The organism is Streptomyces sp. JH14, assembly GCF_029428675.1.
Lineage (GTDB): Bacteria > Actinomycetota > Actinomycetes > Streptomycetales > Streptomycetaceae > Streptomyces.
The window spans coordinates 249,573-267,419 of sequence record NZ_JAJNEL010000002.1 but is presented as its reverse complement, the minus strand read 5'-3'; the positions used below and the strand labels follow the sequence as shown (position 1 = coordinate 267,419).

Here is a 17,847-nt window from a genome sequence, read left to right as displayed (position 1 = left end):
TGGGCAAAGCCGGTTCGAAGCAGCACAGTCTCGTTGCCGCCCAGGCTCTTGTGGAGGCGGCCAGGCCCGATGGGGTGGAGCTGTCCAGCTCTCCACCCCATCGGTTTTGGTGCGCTGGGCGGGCCGCTGCCGCGGCCGGCCGAGGCACACGGCTCAGGCGGCGTCACCCGCCCGGCCGTGACTCAGCGACCGGCGGTACCGTGCCTCGGCATGCCGACGTCGGACTGGCCGGCCGCCTTCTTGATCAGGGCGGCCTCCCGCTGGTCGAGGACCCCTTCCTTTCGTAGCGTCGTGACGATCTCCCCGACGTGTGAGACGAACGAGCCATGGTTGTTCCAGGCCCGGTGATCCTCGATCAGCTCGTTGACCGTGCAGCCGTTGGTCGTGACGCGGTTCGGGACACCAGTGTTGATCGAGCCGAGGAACACGGTGGAGCGGTCGTCCCTTTCAGGACAGCCGGTCGGCTGGCTGTCGACGATGGTGAGGGACAGCGACTGCGGAGTGGCCGTGTTGCCGGCCTTGTCGGTGGCCCGGTAGAGCAAGGTGTGGCTCCCGGCTCTGTCGATCACCACCGGTGCGGAGTACTGCAGGTAGGGGCCGCCGTCGAGGGAGTACTCGATCCCGGCCACACCCGACCCCGTGTCCGATGCCGTTACCGTCACCGTCGCACTGCCGACGTAGTCACCGGAGTCGTTCTTCGTGCCGGAGACGGAGGCCGCCACCTGCGGCGGCGTCCTGTCCTCGGGCGGAGCCGCCACCACGGTGAAGTCGACCGATTTCGCCGGCGCGGTGTTGCCTGCTTTGTCGGTCGCTCGGTAGGTCAGTGTGTGCTGTCCTACGCTGTTCACTGCAACCGGTGCTGTGTAGTTGTTGTATGGGGCGCCGTCGAGGGCGTATTCGATTCCGGCGACGCCGGACTCGGCGTCCGAGGCGGTCACTGTGACGGTTGCGTTCGATACGTAGTTTCCGTCGGAGTCTTTGGTTCCGGAGACTGTCGCGGAGGTGTCGGGTGGTGTGGTGTCTTTCGGTGGTTCGGGTGCTACGACGGTGAAGTTGACTGATTTCGCCGGCGCGGTGTTGCCTGCTTTGTCGGTCGCTCGGTAGGTCAGTGTGTGCTGTCCTACGCTGTTGATTTCAACCGGTGCTGTGTAGTTGTTGTATGGGGCGCCGTCGAGGGCGTATTCGATTCCGGCGACGCCGGATTCGGTGTCCGAGGCGGTCACTGTGACGGTTGCGTTCGATACGTAGTTTCCGTCGGAGTCTTTGGTTCCGGAGACTGTTGCGGAGGTGTCGGGTGGTGTGGTGTCTTTCGGTGGTTCGGGTGCTACGACGGTGAAGTTGACTGATTTCGCCGGCGCGGTGTTGCCTGCTTTGTCGGTTGCTCGGTAGGTCAGTGTGTGCTGTCCTACGCTGTTGATTTCAACTGGTGTGGTGTAGCCGCTGTATGAGGTGCCGTCGAGGGCGTATTCGATTCCGGCGACGCCGGATTCGGTGTCCGAGGCGGTCACTGTGACGGTTGCGTTCGATACGTAGTTTCCGTCGGAGTTCTTGGTTCCGGAGACTGTCGCGGAGGTGTCGGGTGGTGTGGTGTCTTTCGGTGGTTCGGGTGCTACGACGGTGAAGTTGACTGATTTCGCCGGCGCGGTGTTGCCTGCTTTGTCGGTCGCTCGGTAGGTCAGTGTGTGCTGTCCTACGCTGTTCACTGCAACCGGTGCTGTGTAGCCGCTGTATGGGGCGCCGTCGAGGGAGTACTCGATTTCGGCCACACCGGACTCCGTGTCCGAAGCGGTCAGCGTCACGGACGCGCTGGCGACATAGTTCCCGGCGGAGTCCTTCGTCCCCGACACCGTCGCTGACGTATCCGGCGCAGTGGTGTCGTCGCCTGGCAGGGCGGTGACGATGAGCTCGCCCGACATCATCTGGTGGCCCGGCATCGCACAGTAATAGTGGTAGATGCCAGGTGTGAGGGTCACTTCGACCGTGTGCCTGCCTCCCTCGGAGTCGAAGGGGCTCGCCAGGATGTTGAGGCTGACGTCGCTGTTGTAGTCGGGGTTCGAGACGTCGAACGTCAGGGTGTGCGACAACCCCGATGTGTTGCCGGTCGCCGCGCTGCTCTCGAACACGATGGTCGCGTTGCCGGCCACCGCGGTGGTGGGGGCTGACGCGTAGCTCATGTAATCGTTGCCGGCCGTCCAGGTGAGCACCTGGGTCGCTGCGGTCTCCTCCGCGTGACTCACCGCCGCGTACGCGGCCGGAACGGCGAATGCGAAGGCCGTGAAGGCAACGGCCATCAGCGCCATCAGCACCGGGTGCGCGCTGAGTCGGTCACTTAGCGCGGTTCTTGAGGGGGGCGGATCCGTCTGGGCATGGAGCAGTCTTCTGAACACCGCTGCACCTTTCGGGAATTCGCTTGTGCGGCACCGCGCAGGACTCGCGGTCCCGCCGGGTGGACAATCAGCCGCCGGGATGAGCGCGTTCGAGGCGCGAGTACTCCGCTCATCGGACCGGTGTCCTGGACGGAGCGGGGCGAGTGCCGCGCTGTGGTTGATCGCCCGCGCGTGACGACGGGCGGGGCCGCTGTCACTCACGCACAGGCGGCATCCGCCCCTGTCGCTGCGAGGCCGCTGGCACCGCGAACCCGAGGGCGGGGTTCACGCAACCTCTTCACCATGCGGCAACGATGGGAAGTTAGCGGGTCTTTTGACGATCCGCCAAGACCTATGACGGGAATCCAACAAACTTTGACCTGAGTGTGGAAAAACTCGATGGGTGGCCGCTACGGTGTCCAGGTCCCGAGGCGAGTCCCCTTCGCCCAGCCGATCCGATCCCGGCCGTTGCCGGCACATCGAGCCAAGCCGGACCGCTTCCACCGAGGTCCGGCCAAGTCCGACCGTCTCCACCGGAGTAAGTCCGACGACCGCCCCGCCCGCCTCGCGGGGCCGAACGCCCGGCGCACCACCGCGTACCGCCGTGACGGGACAGCCGCCGTCGGCGGCGACTCACACCACGACCACGAAACGCCTTCGGGCACCTTCGCGTTTCGAGGATTGGAGAGCGATGACCGACTCAGGCGCAGGCACGAGACGCTTCTTCTCCCGGCGAGCGTTCGCCACCGGCGCGGCCGCCGCGGCGGTCGTGCCCACGGTGCTCGGCGCCTCCGCCGCCGCCCCGAAGGACAAGCCCGGTGAAGGAAGCGGTCAAGGAAACGACAAGGGCACCGTCCGTGAGCTGACGCTGTACATGGAGAACCTGCCGAACGGGGAGATGGGCTACGGCCTGGAGCCCGGTAAGGCGTCGATTCCCGGCCCGCTCATCGAGCTGACCGAGGGCGACACGATGCACATCGAGGTCGTCAACAACCTGGACGTCGCCGCGAGTCTGCACGTGCACGGAGTGGACTACGACGTCGCCAGCGACGGCACCAAGATGAATGACAGCGTTGTCGAGCCGGGTGGCCGGCGGACCTACGTCTGGCGCACCCACGCCCCGGGACCGAATCACGACGGGACGTGGGAGGCAGGCAGCGCCGGCTACTGGCACTATCACGATCACAACGTGGGGACCGAACACGGCACGGGCGGCCTCAAGAAGGGCCTGTACGGACCCGTGATCGTACGCCGCAAGGGCGACGTGCTGCCCGACAAGCAGTTCACGGTCGTGTTCAACGACATGACGATCAACAACAAGGCCCACCACGAAGCACCCACCCTCACGGCTGTCCTCGGCGAGCGAGTGGAGTTCATCGTCATCACCCACGGGGACTTCTTCCACACCTTCCATGTGCACGGGCACCGCTGGGTGGACAACCGCACCGGCATCCTGCAGGGTCCGCAGGACGCGAGTGCGGTCATCGACACCAAGACCGTCGGCCCCGGGGACTCCTTCGGTTTCCAGGTGATCGCGGGTGCCCGGGTCGGCGCAGGTGCCTGGATGTACCACTGCCACGTCCAGAGCCATGCGGACATGGGCATGGTCGGGGTCTTCCTCGTGACCGAGGCCGACGGCACGGTCCCCGGCGGCATGTCTCACCACTAGCACGCAGCGGCGGGGTCCTGATGTGGGCTCCCGCCCCCGAAGCCACGCCCGTCAGGCCTGCCTGACGGCCTGACGGGCGTGTACCAACCTGCCGCCGGTCGGTCCTCGCTCGCCAGGACCGGAGGCGAACCTGACCTCCGTGCTCCGGCACCCCGTCCTTCCCGGGCAGCGTGACCGCCCGTCGAAAGCCGTCGCGCCCGGCGCATGCCGGGCGGGGCCCTGCGGCAGCCCTCGCTCCATTCCCTGATCACTCTTCCGTCTCCGGATCGAGTCAAGGAGCACACATGGGCAAGAGAGACTGGTTCACCCTGTCGAGACGAAGCGGATCGCCGCCGTCGCGTCCTGCGCGGACCTCTCGTCACGCGTGGCCCTGGCGCCGCGCGGTCGTTCTGCTGTCCAGCGCCGCACTGACCGTGGGTCTGTCCGGGCTGCCTTCCGTGCAGGCACAGGCGCAGCAGCCCGCCGAAAGCGTCAGCCAGGACCAGGGCACCGCCACCGAAACCCAGGTGAACGTCCTGGTCTTCCACGGACCGGCCGCCAAACAGGACGACCCTGTCAACAAGGCCACGGCGGCGATCGAGAACCTCGGCCAGAAGAACGGGTTCAAGGTCGTCGAGTCCGAGGACGCGAGCGTGTTCAACACCGCCGACCTCGCCAAGTACCGAGGGGTGGTGTTCCTGTCGGCCGACGGCGTGACGCTCAACGCAGAGCAGGAAGCCGCGTTCCAGTCGTACATCAACAACGGCGGCGGCTTCGTCGGCGTCCACGACGCCGCCCGGGCCCAGTCCGACTCCTCCTGGTTCACCGGGCTGATCGGCACCCGCCCGGCCCTGGGCCTCCCCGACCCCGAGAAGGTCGTCGAGAGCGCGGTCAACGGGGACAACCCGCCGAACGAGACCAAGGACAAGCTGTTCGACGGCAAGAACGACACCAAGTGGCTGGCCCGTACGCCGACCGGCTGGGTCACCATGAAGCTGGACAAACCCGTCGCGGTGATCAACTACGCGTTGACCTCCGCCAACGACTCCTCGGGACGGGACCCGAAGGACTGGAAGCTGCAGGGATCGGAGGACGGCGAGACCTGGAAAACCCTGGACACCCGGACCGGCGAGACCTTCTCGTCGCGGTTCCAGACCCGGCAGTTCCAGTTCACCAACAGCACGGCCTATCAGCACTACCGGCTGGAGATCACCGCCAACAGCGGTGAGCCGCTGACCCAGCTGGCCGAGCTGCGGCTCTTCAGCGCCAATCCGACGCCGCCGCAGGACTCCAAGGTCCAGCAGTCCGTCGTCGACGTGACGGACCGTCAGCACCCCGCCAACAAGGGACTTCCGCTCAACTGGACCCGCTCCGACCAGTGGATCAACTGGGACCCCAACCCGATCGGCAAGGTTCACACCATTGCCCAGGTCGAGGAGGGGAAGTACAAGCCGGGGCTCAGCGCCAACGGCCCGTTCCACCCGATCTCGTGGTGCCGGGACTACGAGGGCGGCCGGTCCTTCTACACCAGCATGGGCCGCACCGAGGAGAGCTACACCACCGACACGAAGTTCCAGAGCCACCTCCTCGGCGCCATCCAGTGGACCACCGGCATGGTCCGCGGCGACTGCCAGGCGACCATCGCGTCCAACTACAAGACCGAGCGGCTGACCGCCCAGAACCAGGCGGGGCAGCTCGACCAGATCGGCGAGCCGCACGGCCTCACCATGGCCCCCGACGGCAAGGCCTTCTACATCGGCAAGGCCGCCTGCCCGTCCGGCGCGATCGTCGACTGGAACGATCCCAAGGTCGGCCTCGGCTGCGGCACCATCCACCAGTGGGACCCCAAGACCAAGAAGGTCAAGCTGCTCACCACACTCGATGTGATGGGCAACCGGGGCAGCGGTGACGAGCTGGTCAAGGACGAGGAAGGCCTCGTCGGCGTCACCCTGGACCCGAAGTTCGAGAAGAACGGGTGGATCTACGTCTACTGGATGCCGCACGATTCGATCGACCGCGACAAGCGGATCGGTCAGCGGACGGTCTCCCGGCTCACCTACGACTTCGCGAACGAGTCCATCGACCAGGGCACCCGCAAGGACCTGCTGCACTGGGACACCCAGATCCACAGCTGCTGTCACGCCGGTGGCGGCATGGCCTTCGACAAGGACGGCAACCTCTACATCGGATCCGGTGACAACAACTCCTCCGGCGGCTCCAGCGGCTACTCCGGGAACAACTGGACCCAGGACTACAAGGGTGTCTCCTTCCAGGACGCCCGCCGCACCGCCGGCAACACCAACAACCTCAACGGCAAGATCATCCGCATCCACCCCGAGCCCGACGGCACCTACACCATCCCCAAAGGCAACCTCTTCCCGCCGGGTACGGACAAGACCCGTCCCGAGATCTATGTGATGGGTGTCCGCAACATCGCCCGGCTCTCCATCGACCCGGTGCACAACTGGCTCAACGCCGGCTGGGTCGGGCCGGACGCGGGAGCGCCGAGCCCCGAGCTGGGCCCGGCCAAGTACGAGACGGCCACGATCATCACCTCCGCGGGCAACCAGGGCTGGCCGTACTGCATGGGCAACAAGCAGCCGTACCGTGACCGCAGCAACACCGACGCCAGTGTCCTCACCGGCTGGTACGACTGCGACAACCTCAAGAACGAGTCGCCGCGCAACACCGGCCTGGTGGACATCCCGCCGGCCCGCGACAACATGATCTGGTTCTCGCCCCAGGGCGGCGGCCCTGTCTACCCCGAGCGCTCCGACGATAGCGGCCTGCCGACCTACGTCGAGAGCGACGCCACCTACACCGAGCCGTACCTCAAGGGCGGCGGCCAGGCCATCATGTCCGGTCCGACCTACCACCGTTCCCAGGTGGACACCAAGAGCGGTGTCGCCTGGCCGGCGTACTGGGAGGACAAGTGGTTCATCGGTGACGAGTCCAACTCCAACAACCGGGTCGCGGTGACCGTCGACCCCGACCGGGTCAAGGACGCGGGCGCGCCGGCCTTCGGCGAGGACCTGCGCAGCATCATCGCGTCCGGCAGCGGATCCACCCAGCTGCAGAGCTGGATGGACGCGAAGTTCGGTCCCGACGGTGCGCTGTACATGCTCGACTACGCGGGCGGCTTCTTCAGCCTGCACTCCAACCAGAAGCTCATTCGCATCACCTACCAGGGTGGCCCGGCCACCCCGAACCCGCAGGACGCCGGGGCGCGCGTCATCACCCAGAGCAAGCCCAAGACGGTGGCGTTCTCCGGTGCCAAGGTCGGCGGTGTGGCCTGGGAGTGGGACTTCGGTGACGGCAGCGCGCCGTCGCACGAGGCCGACCCCACGCACACCTACGCCGACTACGGCACGCACCACGCGAAGCTGACGGTCACCTACGCCGACGGCGAGAAGTCCACCGCGACGTTCGACGCCAAGGCAGGCTGCCCCGCGCCCGACGCCCGTCCGACCGTCAAGCTGCTCGACACCGACACCGGCGTGGCCAACCACCGCGCGGGCGGCGACTGCACCGTCAACGACCTGATCGACGACGAGGCGTCCTGGCCGAACCACGGCGAGTTCGTCAGCCACGTCAACTCCGTGGTCAACGACCTCCGCAAGGAGGACGTCCTCGACAACCGCGAGTCGGCGGCGATCAGCAAGGCGGCGGCGCAGAGCGAGATCGGCAAGGTCGCCGGGTACCAGCCCGTCTTCGACGGGACCGCGGCGAGCCTCGCCGACTGGCGGCAGGCCGGCCCCGGGAAGTTCTCCCTCCAGCCCGACGGCACCATCCGCAGCTCAGGCGGTCTGGGCATGCTGTGGTACGCCAAGAAGGAGCTCGGAGACTTCTCGGTCCGGCTCCAGTTCCGGGACATGGCTCCGGGTGACGGCAACGCCAACAGCGGTGTCTTCATCCGGTTCCCGGACCCGCGGACGCCGCTGGCCGACCGCCCGGCCGGTAGTTGCGGGACGGTCGGTTCGGCTCGCACCGCCCCCGAGTGGTTCGCGATCTACTGCGGTCAGGAGATCCAGATCTACGACGGGGCCACGGGCGAGGTCCAGAAGACCGGCTCGGTGTACAACTTCAAGCCGGTGGGCCTGGACAAGGCGGGGGTGACCCCGAAGGGCCAGTGGAACGACTATGAGATCCGCGCGGTCGGGCAGCATTACACGATCATCCGCAACGGCGTGGTGATCAACGAGTTCGACAACACGCCCGGCAAGTCGTCGTCCCGGGCGGGTGACCCGCCCACGGACCTGCGTCAGTTCCTCAGCGGGTACGTGGGGTTGCAGAACCACAGCAACAACGACGTGACCGAGTTCCGCAACATCCGGGTGCGGAATCTGTAGTCGCACAGCGGTCGGTGCCGGGCTCGGGGCAACAGCCCCGAGCCCGGCTCTTCCCGGCATGCGGGCCGTCGCCGGGCCGGCTCGCTCGGTCAGCCCCGCAGCCCCGGAGGCAGAGTTCCACCGCTCCGCCTTCCCCACCACCGCCGGCCCGCCGGGGACACCCGCTCACGCGGATGCCCGTACGGATCAGGAACGCCTCGATCACCTTCAGCGCGGGCCGGTGCGGTCGCGCCGCCATCAGTCCTCGGCCTTGCCGCTGCACGCACCGGATCCCGCTCCTTCTACTTACTGCCCGATCCGGGTGGCGGCCCCGCCCGGCCCGGTGGCCGTGCGGCACGGGAACGGCCCTCGCGGAAGGAAGCCTTCCACGAGGGCCGTCGCCGGTACCGAGGTCGTCAGGCGTCCTCGCGCTCCTGCGCCAGGGCGTTCACCCGTCCCCGGACGACGAACCAGCCGCCGACCAGAGCCGCTGCGATGAGCGGCAGGCACATCACGGTCGTACGGCCCACTCCGCCGCCCCACCACATCAGGAACACGACGGAGGCGAGGAATACCAGCGTGACGATCTGCGTGTACGGGGCCCAGGGCAGTTGGTACGAGGGGCGGGTGACCCGGCCGTCGCGCGAGCGGTGCCAGAACAGCAGCGAGCAGAGCATGATCATGCCCCAGGTGCCGAGGATGCCGATCGACGCGAAGTTGAGGACGATCTCGAACGCCTCGCCCGGCATGATGTAGTTGAGCCCGACACCGAGGACACCGAACCCGGCAGTGAGCAGGATGCCGCCGTACGGCACCTGGCCCTTGTTCATCAGGCCGGTGAACTTGGGCGCGGAACCCGACAGCGCCATCGAACGCAGGATGCGGCCCGTCGAGTACAGCCCGGAGTTCAGGCTGGAGAGCGCCGCGGTCAGCACGACGAGGTTCATCACGCCGGCCGCGCCCGGGATGCCGAGCTTGTCCATGACGGTCACGAACGGACTCTCGTCACCCGAGTACGAGGTGTACGGCAGCAGTAGGGCGAGCAGCACCACGGAACCGACGTAGAAGAGCCCCACACGCCACATGATCGAGTTGATCGCCTTGGGCATGATCTTCTCGGGGTTCTTCGTCTCACCGGCGGCCACGCCGCACAGCTCGACGGAGGCGTACGCGAAGACGACACCCTGGATCACCAGCAGCATCGGGAGCATGCCGACGGGGAAGATGCCACCGCTGTCGGTGATCGTGGAGAAGCCGGGGGTGTGACCGTCCACGGGGTGCTGGGTGACGACCAGGTAGATGCCGATCAGCATGAACGCGACCAGGGCGCCGACCTTGACGATCGCGAACCAGAATTCCATCTCGCCGAAGTACTTCACCGAGATGAGGTTGGCCGTGAGGACGACGGCCAGGGCGATCAGAGCGAGAATCCACTGCGGGATGTCGCTGAACATGCCCCAGAAATGCGCGTACGTGGCAGCCGCGGTGATGTCGGCCACGGCGGTGGTAGCCCAGTTGAGGAAGTACAGCCAGCCGGCCGCGAAGGCGCCCTTCTCGCCCATGAACTCACGGGCGTACGAGACGAAGGCGCCGGAGGACGGCCGGTAGAGGACGAGCTCGCCGAGCGCGCGCACGACGAAGAAGGCGAAGACACCACAGACCGCATAGGCAATGGCGAGCGAAGGCCCCGCTCCGGCCAGTCGGCCGCCGGCGCCCAGGAACAGTCCTGTGCCGATCGCGCCGCCGATGGCGATCATGTTGATGTGGCGGGACTTGAGGTCCTTGCTGTAACCGGCATCGCCGGCGTCCACGTGGTGCGAGCCCGCCGCCGGTGGGGCGGCAGCGAGCGTTTGGGCCGCAGTGGTGCGGTCACTCATAGAGAGGATTCGCCTTCGTGAGGGGAAGGTGGGCATCCCGGCCTCAGACGGCCGGGTGGTCGTCACCGTGACACGGCTCGACGCTCCATCATCCGGGAATCATGAGATCTTGGCAGTGTGCCACGTCACTCAGGAACGAATCTGAGGTTTTTCAGAGGTTGCGAAGCAGTAAACGAAGGGGTGCGTGTGGTGCGGCGCCTCGGCTCCTTGATTCCGCGGTGCTCCTTCCGTGGGGGATCCGGCCGACTTTTCTGCCGCAGGCCTGCCCGGATGTGGTTGCGATTTCACTCTTGTGAACATGGGAACGCCTTTACGGCTTTCCGTCGGGCGCTGTCGTCGTGCACCCGCCGTGAGCTGCTCAACCGTTCCGAAGCGATCGGCGACCCAGGTCAACTGCCTTTCCGCCGTACTAGGTTGAACGCATGATCCACGTTGAGGACGTGGTTCCCTACGACCGGGCCGAGGCGCGTATCGCGGCCGCGATCGCCGCCGGCGGACGACTGGTGACGGACGCGCATGCGCCGTCGCACTGGGTGCTGGCCGACGCCGAGGGGAATGAGGCCTGCGTCGGCGTGGCCGGCTGGACCGGCCCGGAGCCCGGCCGTCCATGAGAGCCGCTGCCGGGCGGGCTCCGTCGTCGATCAGGTGATCGTGCGGGTCCCGGCGGGGCGTGACCGCACTCAGGTACCGCCCCGTCCGGTGAGAGTGCGGTCGTCCCCTGGGTGAGGAGCCCTGCAGAGAACGACACGCCGAAGCGCAACCATCGGGTTGCTCCTGGGAGAGTGATGTGCAACTCTGGAGTTGCATTCAATGGCATCGACGAAGGAGTCCCCATGAGCGAGGACAGGATCGAACGCGAAACCCTGATCGAGGCGCCTCTGGCGCGGGTCTGGTCGCTGGTCGCCGAACCCGGCTTCTGGGTTGCCGACAAGGCGAGCCTGCCCGGCACCGTGGCCGAAGAAGGCGCGTCGATGGTGGCGAAGAACCCCGAGTACGGCGACTTCCCGGTACGTGTCGAGAAGGTCGAGCCGCCGACCTACCTCGCGTACCGCTGGGCCAGTGCGTTCCCCGGAGAAGAACTGCGGGAGGACAACAGCACCCTGGTGGAGTTCACGCTGACCCCGGAAGGCGACAAGACGCGGCTCCGCGTCGTCGAGAGCGGGTTCGCAACGCTGGCCGGGTCCGAGGAACTGCGCCGCCGGGCGGTGAAGGACAACACCGGCGGCTGGCCCCAGGAGCTCGACGCGCTCAAGGCGCGCGCCGAAGAGTCGTCCGCGTGACGGACGACAGTCGCCGCACCGACGAGGCGGTCGACAGCGTCCTCGGAGCGCTGGCCGACCCGACGCGGCGCCGGCTGCTCGATCTGCTCGGCGCACAGGGCGAGTCCACCGCGACGACCCTCGCCCAACAACTTCCCGTCTCGCGGCAGGCGGTGGTCAAGCACCTCGCCGTCCTGGACGCCGCGGGACTGGTTTCCGGCAGCCGGGTCGGACGCGAGGTGCGGTACGAGGTGCGGCCCGCGGCGCTGAACGCGACGGCGCGGTGGATGGCCGCGCTGGCGGCCGACTGGGACCGTCGGCTGGCGCACATCAAGCGGGTGGCCGAGGAGGCGGAGCGGGGGTCGAGTTAGCGCACTGAGCAACGCCTTCCCGTCACGTGCGAGCCGGTCAGTCGGAGGGGTCGGAGCGGATGGCCGCGATGTCGAACTGAAGGCGGAGCCTCTCGCTCACCATGGCCCCGCCCTCGGCCAGCCGGGCGTTGTAGGTCAGGCCCCAGTCGGAACGGTTGATGGTGGTGGTGCCGTCGAAGCCGACCCGTTCGTATCCGAACGGGTCGGTGACGTGACCTATATAGGTGAGGTCCAGGGCTACGGGGCGGGTCGTTTCCCTGATGGTGAGGTCGCCGGTCATGCGGTACACGTCCTTGGCCGTGAGGTGTACGGCGGTGCTCGCGAAGGTCATCCGCGGATGCCGCGCGGCGTCCAGGAAGTCACGGCCCACCAGGTGGGCGTCGCGTTGCTCCACTCCGGTGTCCACGCTGGCGGTGGACAGCGAGATTTCGGCCCGGGAGCGAGCCGGGTTCCGGCCGTCGAAATAAAGGCGGCTCTCGTACTCCGCGAAGGAGCCGCGCACCGTCGTCACCATGGCGTGCCGCACGGAGAACCCGATCCTGCTGTGCGCGGGGTCGATCGTCCACTCTCCGGTAAGGGCTGCCAGGGCAGGATCCGGCACCACGGCGGCAGTGGGGGTCGGCGGAGCGGCGGGTGCCACCGGGCGTGGGGGTGTGGAGCTGCGGCTGAAAAGCTTCATGCACCATTTAGTTACTTGGGGGTAGGTATTCGGCGCAAGTTGAGATCAAGAAATCCGACGATTCATGGGCAAACATTCACAAGGTGCAGCTCAGGACCTGGCTGTCCACGCACTCCTTGGACGTCGAGGGAAGGGCGCAGCTTCGAATCGCGTCGTCACGGGTGCCCCTTCGCCCCGTCCGGGTTCGAGACCATGTCGACGAGCCCGGCCAGTGCCGCAGCCACCTCGGTCAGTCCGCGCCCCGCAGGGCCGCCTGGCTCGGGCATGTACACGTCTCGACGGATCTCGACCATCAGCGCGCTGACTCGCGGGTCCGCGCCGTAGTGCTTCAGCGGTACGTATGTACCGGCGAAGGGGCTGTTGACGCCCGTGCCCCCGAATCCGGCGAAGGCCTCCTCGGCCTGGGCCAGCAGGTGCGGCGGGGTGTGGAAGGCATCGGTGCCGAGGCAGATCGGTGGGCGCGGGCCCGAGCCGTGGAGTTCGTACGGGAGTGGCGCCGTGGGGTAGGAGTGGACGTCGATGATGACGGCGCGTCCGGTGGCTGCCAGGCGTTCGTCGACGGCGGCCGTCATCGCTGCGGCATACGGGTGGAAGTAGCGGTCGATCAACGGCTGCGGATCCAGGTCCGATGAGCGCAGCAGCTCGCGGTGCGACGTCTGTGTGTAGACCGCGCCCATGCCGACGGCCAGCATTTCCTCGCGTTCGTCGGGGAACCGTTCGGGGTCGATGACGAGCCTCGACAGGCCGTTGACGAATCGCCAGGGGGTGACCGGGGCGGATGCGGCGGCTGCGGAGGCCAGTTCGGCGGTGTGGGAATCCGTGATGTGGTCGAGTTCGAGATTCAGCGCATCGTCGTCCAGCTCGATTCCGGCGCGTATGTGATCGGGGACGGTGCGCGCCGAGTGCGGCACGTGCAGCAGGACCGGTGACGTGGGCGCGCCGGGCAGCAGGCGGAACGGCGGTACGGCATGGCCCATGGAGGGTTCCTTCGGGTGGCTCGGTTCAGGGGTGCGGGCGTGCGCGGCGCGAGTGCCGTCTGTGAGGCCCCAGACGCGCCGTACCTGATTGTCTGCGAAGTCGGCCTCGGCCTCTGGGCGGTCGCGAAGAATAGGTACTCCGCCTCGTCGGTGTCCCGAACCAATCGACGGGTCCTTCACGGAGTTTGCCGTCACGGCGGTGCATCCGCCTGACCTCGATGGAGTTGCTGCATGTCCCTCCAGATCGTCTACGAGACCCACGCCACCACGGCCGACAACGAGGCGAGGATCGCGACCGGGCGGCTGCCGGGCACGCTCTCGGCGACCGGCCGCGCGCAGGCACGCGAACTCGGCCGTCGCCGCCGGGACGACGGCATCGCCGCAGTCTTTACCTCCGACCTGGACCGCGCCGTGGAAACTGCGCGGATCGCCTTCGCCGACACCTCGCTGCCCGTCCACCAGGACGTCCGCCTGCGTGAATGCAACTACGGGGCACTCAACGGCCGGCCGATGGCCCTCATCCAGGCCCGGCGGGCCCGGCACATCGATGAACCCTTTCCTGGCGGGCAGAGCTACCGCGACGTTCAGGCCGCCACAGACGACTTCCTGCGCGACCTCGCCGCTGACCGGGACGGAACCCGCGTCCTCGTGATCGCACACTCCGCGAACCGCTGGGCGCTGGACTGCCTGCTCACCGGCGCCCGCTGGCCGGCCCTGGTCGAGGCACCCTCTCCGTGGCAGCCCGGATGGGAATACACGCTGCCCACGCCCTGGCGCGGATCCGGCTCATCCCGGTGAATGCTCCAGGCCGGAGTGCCAGGTGTCGTTCGTGTGCGGCCATCCGAGGCCCGTGCCGTGGGGGCAGGTCGGACCAGGGGACGCCGCGCCGCAGCCGGAAGCCGATGGTTTCCCCCCGGCCGGGCCGTGCGGGCCGTTCACACCATGGCGCGCCGCGCGTACACCTCGATCTCGATCTTCATACGGGGGTCCGAGAGACCGCACATGAGCATCGTGGCGGCCGGCCGTACTTCGCCGAAGCAGCGGCGCAGGACCGGCCAGCAGCGTTCGAAGTCCTCACGGTCGGGCAGCAGGTAGCGCACCCGCACCACGTCGCCGAAGGTGCACGTGGCCTCGGCCAGAGCGCCCTCGATGTTGCGCAGACACTGCTCGGCCTGCTCCACCACATCATCGGAGATCGTCATGGTGGCGTAGTCGAACCCGGTCGTCCCGGACACATGGACCCAGTCGCCGTCGACGACGGCACGGGCGTAACCGATCTGCTCCTCGAACGTCGAGCCGCTGAGGATCGCACGTCGCTCTCTCATGCGCCGAACGCTAAGCGGCCGGCATGGATACGTCTAATACAGCCGCAGGCATGACCTGATATCTCTAGGCATATGGAGCGCCCTGAACTTCCCCTCCCGCAACTGCACGCCTTCACCGTGCTTGCCGAGGAACTCCATTTCGGCCACGCGGCCGCCCGCCTGGGCATCGCCCAGCCGCCGCTGAGCCAGCAGATCCGCCGCCTCGAGGACAAGGTCGGCCACGCCTTGTTCCACCGTGCACCAGGACGTGTCACCCTCACCGCGGCCGGCCGGGAACTTCTGCCCGCCGCCCGGCGGGCCCTCACCGACCTGGCCGACGGCCTGAGCGCGGCCCGGGCTGTCGGCAGCGGCCGGGCCGGCCGTCTGCGGATCGGCTTCGCCGCCTCCCTCGCCCTGACCGTGCTGCCCGGCATGCTGCGCACCTTCCGGGACCGGTATCCCGATGTGCATCTGGACATCCATGAGATGACCAGTGCGCCGCAGGTCGCTGCTCTGCACGACGGCACCATCGACATCGGCCTGCTGCGCGAGCCCTCAGCCGATGAAACGGAGCTCGCCTTCAAGACCGTGCTGACCGAGCCCTTCGTGGCAGTCCTGCCGGCCGCGCACCCCCTTGCCGCCCAACGGACCGTCCCGCTTGACCAGTTGGCGGACTCGCCCTTCGTGCTGTTGCCCCGGGAGGTCGGCCCGCAGTTGCACGACCGGATCACCGGCCTGTGCACCGAAGCAGGCTTCACGCCCCATGTGACTCAGCGAGCGGTGGAATGGCAGACCGTCTGCGCCTTGGTCGAGACCGGCCTGGGTGTGTCACTGGCCCCGGCGAGTATCCGGCGCATCCGCCTCAAAGGCGTCGCTTTCCGCGGAATCGAGCCCGGCGACGCCCGCACGCGCGTCGCCGTCGCATGGCGCAAGAACGACCAAAACCCGCTCGTCGCGAGCCTCCTGGCAACAATCGGTCACGGTACGCCATACAGACCGTAGCTGATCGACCCCAAAGGGCTGACGAGAAAATGGGTCTCCCGCGGCGCATTGTGGACCGTACTATCGCCCGCATGAAGCTGCTCTCCGTCAATGTGGGCAAGCCCCGATCCAATCCGTGGAAGGGGCTCAACGCGACAGGGATCGACAAGCGGCCTGTTCACGGTCCGGTCGCCGTCACTGCCCCGGGCCCCAAGGGCACCGGTGCGGTCGGCCTCGCGGGTGACCGTGTCTATGACGTGAAGCACCACGGTGGTTCCGACCAGGCCGTCTACGCCTACGCCCGTGAGGACCTCGACGGCTGGGAGACCGAGCTGGGCAGGTCGCTGGCCAACGGTGTCTTCGGCGAGAACCTCACGACCGCCGGCCTCGACGTCAACGGTGCCCTCATCGGTGAGCGGTGGCGCATCGGACCTGAGGTCGTCCTCGAGGTGTCGTGTGCCCGGATCCCCTGCGCGACGTTCCAGGGATGGCTGGAGCGCGACGGTTGGATCAAGAGGTTCACGCAGGCCGCGTTGCCGGGCGCGTATCTGCGGGTCATCGAGCCGGGCGCCATCCGCGCCGGCGACCCGGTCGAGATCGTGCACCGGCCCGACCATGGTGTGACCGTCGCCCTCGCCTTCCGCGCGATGACACGCGAACCGGAACTCCTGCCGGGGCTGCTGATCGCCGACGCGCTGCCCGAAGAGGACAAGGAATCGATTCGCAGGCGTACGACGGCATAGTCGGTCGATTCACCGAGATCATCTGTGTGCGCTGTGGCTTCGCTGCGGCCTACGTCCCGTAGAAGGGGCGTCGGTCGCAGCCGTGCCCAGCCGGACCGGTCTCCCTGCTCTGTCGGGATTCGGCTTCCCGGCGATCGCTGAACTTCCTCCAGTGCCACTTGCCACCCGGGTCGGGACCTGCCCGACCGCGCACCCTGTCGGCTTGCCTGCGGCCTGGCCGTTTAAGCGGTCATGCGGCGCTGAATCAGCCTTTCTGCGCCGACGGCAGCGCGCGACCGTTTCGGGGCTGCGTGTCATCGATGGGCCGGGCGCACACCGTGCGGGATTCCTCGTGGACTCGCGCTCATAATCTGCCCCCCTTCGTCAATACGGAATGCTTTCCCGTTATTACGGTGAGCGAATTGGGTGCCCTCGATATGACGCGGGTCACATGATCTGCGTCACTCTTGTGTCGTTTTGAGGCATTTGCCGTGTGGGGTGAGCCATATGGCCCGCGTCACTATGAAGCCGAATAGTAGACCTGGCGACGCTCGTTCCCCGCGCTGTTCGGCGTCCCCGGATCGTTTCAGATGCCCGATACTAATCCTCGTAGTAGGAGGGGGTCATTGACCCGGGATTCCTTCCTGATTAACAATTCTTGGCATCACCCCCCGACAGAACAGGAATTACCAAGTGCAGATCACCGCGATGCCCACGAAGTTCGCCCGCATGACCCGCACCAAGAAGATCTCGCTGGGCATGGTCGCCGCCGGCGCCGCGGTGATGGCCGGCACTGTCGTCAGCGCCCCGGCCGCCTCTGCCGCCACCCCCGCTCCCGCCCCCGCCCAGTCCAGCGGCGGCAACGTCGACAGCTGGATCAAGCAGTCGCTGGAGATCCTGCACAAGCAGGGCATCCCGGCCACCTACGAGGGCATCCACAAGAACCTGATGCGCGAGTCCTCCGGCAACCCCAACGCCATCAACAACTGGGACTCCAACGCCATGAAGGGCATCCCCTCCAAGGGCCTGATGCAGGTCATCGACCCCACCTTCAAGACCTACCACGTCGCCGGCACCTCGCAGAACATCTACGACCCGGTCGCCAACATCACCGCCTCCGCCAACTACGCGGCCCACCGCTACGGCTCGATCGACAACGTCAACTCGGCCTACTGATCAAGCCCCACGCACCACCCCGGTCGCCCAGCAGACAGGCACCAAGCCCGCGCATCGGGCCGACCGGACGAGAATCACCGCAGGCCGCGTCCCGCGCGACCGGCCTGCCCACGACAGCCACTCCCGCAGCCACCCACGGCACGCCCCACCCCCCGGGCG

The 17,847-nt window shown here is 67.4% G+C and carries 14 protein-coding genes; 9 read left to right on the top strand and 5 right to left on the bottom strand.

Going from position 1 to position 17,847, the window contains the following annotated elements; translation table 11 throughout:
• Positions 1 to 182: 182 nt before the first annotated feature.
• Entirely contained in the window at positions 183 to 2,291 is a 2,109-nt protein-coding gene (locus LRD69_RS30755; protein WP_277330179.1) for a hypothetical protein, read from the bottom strand.
• A 766-nt stretch (positions 2,292 to 3,057) separates the two neighbouring features.
• Between LRD69_RS30755 and LRD69_RS30750 the strand changes: the two genes are divergently transcribed.
• Both LRD69_RS30750 and LRD69_RS30745 read left to right on the top strand, forming a co-directional pair.
• Positions 3,058 to 4,035: a multicopper oxidase domain-containing protein gene (locus tag LRD69_RS30750; protein WP_277330120.1), complete on the top strand. Its 978-nt coding sequence runs from the start codon at positions 3,058 to 3,060 to the stop codon at positions 4,033 to 4,035.
• Positions 4,036 to 4,319: 284 nt separating this feature from the next.
• Positions 4,320 to 8,363, top strand: a complete 4,044-nt coding sequence (locus LRD69_RS30745; RefSeq protein ID WP_277330119.1) for a ThuA domain-containing protein — start codon at positions 4,320 to 4,322, stop codon at positions 8,361 to 8,363.
• Between the two features lie 395 nt (positions 8,364 to 8,758).
• Here the strand turns inward: LRD69_RS30745 and LRD69_RS30740 are convergent, their stop codons facing one another.
• Positions 8,759 to 10,219, bottom strand: a complete 1,461-nt coding sequence (locus tag LRD69_RS30740; RefSeq protein ID WP_277330118.1) for an amino acid permease — start codon at positions 10,217 to 10,219, stop codon at positions 8,759 to 8,761.
• A 422-nt stretch (positions 10,220 to 10,641) separates the two neighbouring features.
• Between LRD69_RS30740 and LRD69_RS30735 the strand changes: the two genes are divergently transcribed.
• The 3 genes from LRD69_RS30735 (at position 10,642) to LRD69_RS30725 (ending at position 11,849) form a co-directional block, all read left to right on the top strand.
• Positions 10,642 to 10,830: a VOC family protein gene (locus tag LRD69_RS30735; RefSeq protein WP_277330117.1), complete on the top strand. Its 189-nt coding sequence runs from the start codon at positions 10,642 to 10,644 to the stop codon at positions 10,828 to 10,830.
• Between the two features lie 222 nt (positions 10,831 to 11,052).
• A complete protein-coding gene (locus LRD69_RS30730; protein WP_277330116.1) occupies positions 11,053 to 11,499 on the top strand; it encodes an SRPBCC domain-containing protein in 447 nt (148 codons plus the stop codon).
• The gene (locus LRD69_RS30725; RefSeq protein WP_277330115.1) at positions 11,496 to 11,849 is read left to right on the top strand and encodes a metalloregulator ArsR/SmtB family transcription factor; all 354 of its coding nucleotides are present in this window, start codon (positions 11,496 to 11,498) and stop codon (positions 11,847 to 11,849) included. The genes LRD69_RS30730 and LRD69_RS30725 overlap by 4 nt, the downstream gene beginning before the upstream one ends.
• 37 nt (positions 11,850 to 11,886) lie before the next feature.
• On the opposite strand, the gene LRD69_RS30720 is transcribed toward LRD69_RS30725, so the two are convergent.
• Complete coding sequence (locus tag LRD69_RS30720) at positions 11,887 to 12,528, bottom strand: YceI family protein (RefSeq protein WP_277330114.1); 642 nt, start codon at positions 12,526 to 12,528, stop codon at positions 11,887 to 11,889.
• 155 nt (positions 12,529 to 12,683) lie between these two features.
• Positions 12,684 to 13,505, bottom strand: a complete 822-nt coding sequence (locus tag LRD69_RS30715) for an N-formylglutamate amidohydrolase (protein WP_277330113.1) — start codon at positions 13,503 to 13,505, stop codon at positions 12,684 to 12,686.
• A 231-nt stretch (positions 13,506 to 13,736) separates the two neighbouring features.
• Here LRD69_RS30715 and LRD69_RS30710 point away from each other — a divergent pair, with 231 nt between their 5' ends.
• Entirely contained in the window at positions 13,737 to 14,303 is a 567-nt protein-coding gene (locus LRD69_RS30710; RefSeq protein WP_277330112.1) for a histidine phosphatase family protein, read from the top strand.
• 137 nt (positions 14,304 to 14,440) lie between these two features.
• On the opposite strand, the gene LRD69_RS30705 is transcribed toward LRD69_RS30710, so the two are convergent.
• Positions 14,441 to 14,830, bottom strand: a complete 390-nt coding sequence (locus LRD69_RS30705; RefSeq protein WP_277330111.1) for a RidA family protein — start codon at positions 14,828 to 14,830, stop codon at positions 14,441 to 14,443.
• Positions 14,831 to 14,902: 72 nt separating this feature from the next.
• On the opposite strand from LRD69_RS30705, the gene LRD69_RS30700 reads away from it, so the two are divergent.
• From LRD69_RS30700 to LRD69_RS30690, 3 genes are all read left to right on the top strand, one after another.
• Complete coding sequence (locus LRD69_RS30700; RefSeq protein WP_277330110.1) at positions 14,903 to 15,811, top strand: LysR family transcriptional regulator; 909 nt, start codon at positions 14,903 to 14,905, stop codon at positions 15,809 to 15,811.
• Between the two features lie 71 nt (positions 15,812 to 15,882).
• Positions 15,883 to 16,533, top strand: a complete 651-nt coding sequence (locus tag LRD69_RS30695; protein WP_277330109.1) for an MOSC domain-containing protein — start codon at positions 15,883 to 15,885, stop codon at positions 16,531 to 16,533.
• Between the two features lie 708 nt (positions 16,534 to 17,241).
• The gene (locus LRD69_RS30690) at positions 17,242 to 17,688 is read left to right on the top strand and encodes a transglycosylase SLT domain-containing protein (protein WP_277330178.1); all 447 of its coding nucleotides are present in this window, start codon (positions 17,242 to 17,244) and stop codon (positions 17,686 to 17,688) included.
• Positions 17,689 to 17,847 lie beyond the last annotated feature (159 nt).